Genomic DNA, 209 nt, shown 5'->3' with positions numbered 1-209 from the left:
ATCTCGTCGGCGTCATCGACCGACGTCGCCGCGGCCGCACGCGATCATCTACGCACGAGCCGCCAACACGAAGCCCGCTCACTACTGAGCGCCTACCGACTGGGCCAATCGGTCTATGACGACATGCTGGTATCGCTGTCGACCACCCAACAGATGACCGTGCGCAGGGCCGCCGACAAAGCCGCCGTCGGCGAGATCTCACTGCAGCT

General features: G+C 64.6%; 1 pseudogene. It reads left to right on the top strand.

The window, feature by feature from the left end:
- Positions 1-209, top strand: a pseudogene (locus ACPXCG_RS24000) (HNH endonuclease); the annotation flags it as partial.

This window comes from Gordonia sp. DT218 (assembly GCF_049847105.1).
Taxonomy (GTDB): domain Bacteria; phylum Actinomycetota; class Actinomycetes; order Mycobacteriales; family Mycobacteriaceae; genus Gordonia.
The sequence above is the reverse complement of the archived record's forward strand: the minus strand, read 5'-3'. Positions and strand labels throughout refer to the sequence as shown.